The 3297-nt window shown below is 60.1% G+C and carries 2 protein-coding genes; both read left to right on the top strand.

Annotated elements, in window-relative coordinates; translation table 11 throughout:
• Positions 1-732 precede the first annotated feature (732 nt).
• Positions 733-2397, top strand: coding sequence for a polyamine aminopropyltransferase (locus tag JIN78_RS16535; protein ID WP_200393105.1), 1665 nt, complete (start codon positions 733-735; stop codon positions 2395-2397).
• A 24-nt stretch (positions 2398-2421) separates the two neighbouring features.
• On the top strand, positions 2422-3297 hold an 876-nt coding region (locus JIN78_RS16530; RefSeq protein WP_200393104.1), incomplete at its 3' end, for a hypothetical protein.

Here is a 3297-nt window from a genome sequence, read left to right as displayed (position 1 = left end):
ATCGATCTCAGAGTTCAGATCGTCGATCTCACGGCTCAGATCATCGATCTCACAGCTCAGATCATCGATCTCACGGCTCAGATCGTTGATCTCACGGCTCAGATCGTTGATCTCACGGCTCAGATCGTCGATCTCATGGCTCGGATCATTGCTTTCCCGCCGACCTTTCTTTGAAGCACAGGAAACAAAACATGTTTTACCTGAAAATGTTACACGCTCTCATTTTCTCGCTCTTACGAGGGAAGAAACTTTTTCTCGCCGTCAATAATGTCAAAATCCCAGGTTCTAACCCCAGAGCGGTGCGCTGGGCTGGTATGGGATGACCCGTTCGGGCTCGGGAAGGAAGCAGGGGCGTGACGTTGGGAAAAATCGTCAGGAAGGCGTGGTGCATCGCCGTTTCGGGGGTGGACGATGCTGCGGCTGCTTTCGTGATCAGTGGAGTCAGCTGCGAGCAGGATTGTTGGTGTGGCGAGATCACAGTCTTGCTGGGATGATGGCCGGGCAACAATCCCAGGGCCTTGCCCTGGGCTGGTATGGGATGCCCCGTTGGGGCGTGGGTGGGGAGGGAGCGTGGGCACTCCTGCCCACACACAGGACCCCGTTAAGAGGGCAATTCAAAGGGCACCGGTCTTCCGTTGCTGGACGCAGACTCTGGGGCGGACGGGGCGTCGGCGCTACGGTGGGATGACTTTTTGCTTGGCGGCACAGGAAAGATTGGCGCTAGTCGAGACCGTGGATGACGTGAGAGAACGACGACAGGCTTGGGTGCTGGGGGTGGCCATCTTTGTGATGGGGGGGTGCGGGATCGCTTACGAATACACGTTGAGCAAAGTCTCGTCCGATCTGCTGGGCAACTCGGTGCAGCAGTGGGCGCTCGTCATCGCCATCATGCTCTTCTTCATGGGCGTGGGGGCTGAGCTGCAGCAGCGTTTGCCGGATCGCCATCTGGTGGCGACCTTGGCGGGCTCCCAGCTTTTGCTCGCCATTCTGGGGGGCTTCGGCCCGCTTTTTCTCATTCAAGCCTTTGCCTTTTTCCCCCTCAATTTTGGCCTGGTGCTCTACGGCTTGGTGTCGCTTTGCGGACTACTCATTGGTCTGGAGATTCCCCTCATCACACGGCTCAATGAGACCTATATGCCGGTGATGAGAAAGAACTTGGGCAAGGTGCTGCGCATGGACTATGCGGGGGCCTTGCTGGGGGGACTGTTCTGGACCTTTCTCCTCATTCCCCGGCTGACGATTTCGCAGACCGCACTGGTGCTGGCCCTGCTGACGCTGGGGACGATGCTGGCTTGTCTGTGGGCCTTCCGCGACCAAACGCGGCGTCCCTGGTGGTGGACAGTGGCGACCGTAACTGTGATGGCGCTGGCTCTCTGGGGGCTCGGGCGCTCCAGCGAGTGGGCCTTGCAGGCGGAACAGGCGCTGTATCGCGATCGGGTGGTGTCTGCCAAGGATTCGCCCTACCAGCACATCGTGCTCACGGAGAGCCGCCACGGGAATTTGCGCTGCTACATCAATGGTCATCTCCAGTTTTCAGAGAACGACGAATACATTTATCACGAGTTACTGACGCATCCCGCTTTTCTGCTGAACGAGCGGAAAAAGCGTGTGCTCATCCTCGGTGGCGGGGATGGCCTGGCGGCTCGGGAAGTGCTCAAGCATGAGGAGGTGGAGGCGATCACTCTGGTGGACCTGGATCCTTTCATGACGCAAATGGCCCGCGAGCAGAAAGACTTGGTCGAGCTCAATGGTGGGGCGCTGCGGGACCCGCGGGTGGCGGTGCGGACGGTGGCGGCCACGGGCACCGGCGAGCGGCAGGAGGTGCTCGTGCCGGAGGATGCGCGCCGCTTTCTTTCCCCAGAGCTGCCGCTACCCACGGTGGAGATTGTCCATCAGGATGCTTCGCGCTGGGTGGCGGAGGCCGAGGGGCCCTACGATGTCGTGATTCTGGACTTTCCCGATCCCTCGTCCCCCGGCTTAGCAAAGCTTTACGGGCTTTCTTTCTATGGGCAATTGCGGCAGTTGCTCGCCCCCGGTGGCGTGCTGATTCAGCAATCGACCTCTCCCTGGCATGCGCGGGAGGCCTTTGCCTGCATTGGGCGCACGATGGCGGCGGCCGGGCTGACGGCCCTCCCCCTCCATGCCAATGTGCCCAGCTTTGGCGACTGGGGCTGGTGGTTGGCGGTGCGAGAGGAGGAGCGCACAGCCGGAGAACTGCGCGAGGCCCTGCTCGCCGCCCACTGGGAGGAGCCGACGCGCTACCTCACCCCCGAGACCTTGCGGGCAGCCTTGGCCTTTGCCCCCCAACAACTGAAGGTGCACGGAAGAGATATCACCACCCTCAATGACCCGGCTATTTTTCGTCATTACTTGCAAGCATGGGAGAATCAGCCTTAGGCTGCACGCGTTCCCTTTTCCCTTATGTCTGATCTCAAGAATCTCCTTCTCGGCGTAGGCGCCTTTCTCTTCATCCTGATTGCGGTGAATTCCTGCGACAACCGCCGTTCGCAGAACCTGTCCCACAGCTACCACGAACAGCAACCGGTGGTGAATCAAAGCGTGAACATCATCACGACGAGCGAGGCGCAGGACGGGCTCGACCTGCAGGCGGTGACCGCTCTCTTGAAAACGGTCAAGGATGCCGCCGGACTCGAGGCTCGCCTAAACTCCACCGCGGAGCCACGCATCAACAATCTGGACCTCGATGAGAATGATGAGATCGACTACGTGAAGGTGGATGAATACCAAGAGGGCAAGATCACGGGCTTTTCGCTCAGCACCGAGCTGGCCGAAGGGGATGTGCAAGAGCTGGCGACGATTGAAATCAGCCGGGATGAGAACGGACAGGCACAGGTGCAGACCCAGGGGAATCCGCAAGTTTATGGAAACGGCCACTACTACCGCCACTATGGTCCCTCGCTGACAGATTACCTCATCATGGGCTATATCTTCAGCAATCACCGTCCTTACAGCTCACCCTATGGCTACAATCGCTACCCAAGCAGCTATGAGCGCAGCAAACCGGTGAGTCAGTCCGCCTATCAGAGCAGTGTGGGGCGGGTGGACAAGGGCGGGGTCACCCGGGCCAGCAGCGCGGCCTTCCCCAGCTCAGAGGCTTCGCCCAACAAAGGGCGCAGCTCGGATCGAATCAAGGCCCCCTTAAAGAATCCCACCGCCAGCCAGCGGGCCTTTCAAGCCAACAATCCCTCGCGCACCATCCGCCGGGGCGGTTTTGGCTCCTCCTCCTCGCGACCGAGTAGCAGCGCCAGCAGCAGCAGCAGCAGCAGCAGCAGCAGC

The sequence above is a fragment of the Roseibacillus ishigakijimensis genome, from assembly GCF_016595415.1.
Lineage (GTDB): Bacteria > Verrucomicrobiota > Verrucomicrobiia > Verrucomicrobiales > Akkermansiaceae > Roseibacillus > Roseibacillus ishigakijimensis.
The sequence above is the reverse complement of the archived record's forward strand: the minus strand, read 5'-3'. Positions and strand labels throughout refer to the sequence as shown.